Source organism: Mesorhizobium sp. P2_A12, from assembly GCF_056405075.1.
The window spans coordinates 1-947 of sequence record NZ_JBFUCU010000084.1 but is presented as its reverse complement, the minus strand read 5'-3'; the positions used below and the strand labels follow the sequence as shown (position 1 = coordinate 947).

1 protein-coding gene is annotated in these 947 nt (G+C 67.3%); it reads right to left on the bottom strand.

Annotation, left to right across the window (positions count from 1 at the left end):
* Positions 1-947 (bottom strand): hypothetical protein (locus tag AC1DZU_RS35600; RefSeq protein ID WP_477292135.1); only part of this gene is annotated, 947 nt, incomplete at both ends.

Sequence of the window (947 nt, the reverse complement as noted above, 5' to 3'; positions counted from 1 at the left end):
CCGTCAGCCATGACCTTGATCGAGCCGTCGCCGATGTCGATCGCCTGCGAGTAGCCGTCTTGGCCGAACACCAGAGCCGTGGCGCCGATATGCGTCACTGTCGCGCCGTCGGCGCCAGCAACGAAGTCCAGCGTGCCGGTCACCGTCGTGCCCTCGGCGACATTCTGCGAGGCTTCAACACTCGCCGTCGGAGCATCATCGTTGAAGGTTATGGTCAGCGTGCCGGGTGCTGTCGAGCCATCGGCGTCGGTGATCACGTAGCCGAGGTTGACCGTCGCATTGTTCTCGTCGTTCGGGCCCTGGGCCTGAAGCACGTTGTCGAGCAGCGTCACCGTATAGGCGCCGGTGGCCGGATCGGTCACATGCACCGTGAACAGATCCCCGCGCGGACCCGTCGCCGTCAGCGTGTCGGTGCCGGCGTTCCAGCTGTAGGTGACGTTCTCCTGGCCGACCGTCCCGTTGGTGCCGTTCAGCGTCGCGAACGAGAAGCCGTTGGAACCGGCGCCGTCGCCGCCGACGCTGCCGCCCAGCGTGCCGTTGTAGACCGCCTCGCTGGCGCTCAGCGGAACCTCGCCCGCATTGGCGTTGATATCGCCTGTCGTGCTCGCCGCATTGCCGCCGGCAAGGCCGTCGTCGTCAACCGCCGCCGCGGCCGTGCCGGTCGTCGGAACGTTGGCGTCCGTCACCGCAAAGCTGATGCCGGCCGTCGCCGTGTCGCCGTCCCCGTCCGTCACCGTGTAGGTCGCCGAAGCCGCACCCGCGCCAATGACCGGATTGTCGGCGGTGAAYGAGTAGTGGCCGTCAGCCATGACCTTGATCGAGCCGTCGCCGATGTCGATCGCCTGCGAGTAGCCGTCTTGGCCGAACACCAGAGCCGTGGCGCCGATATGCGTCACTGTCGCGCCGTCGGCGCCAGCAACGAAGTCCAGCGTGCCGGTCACCGTCGT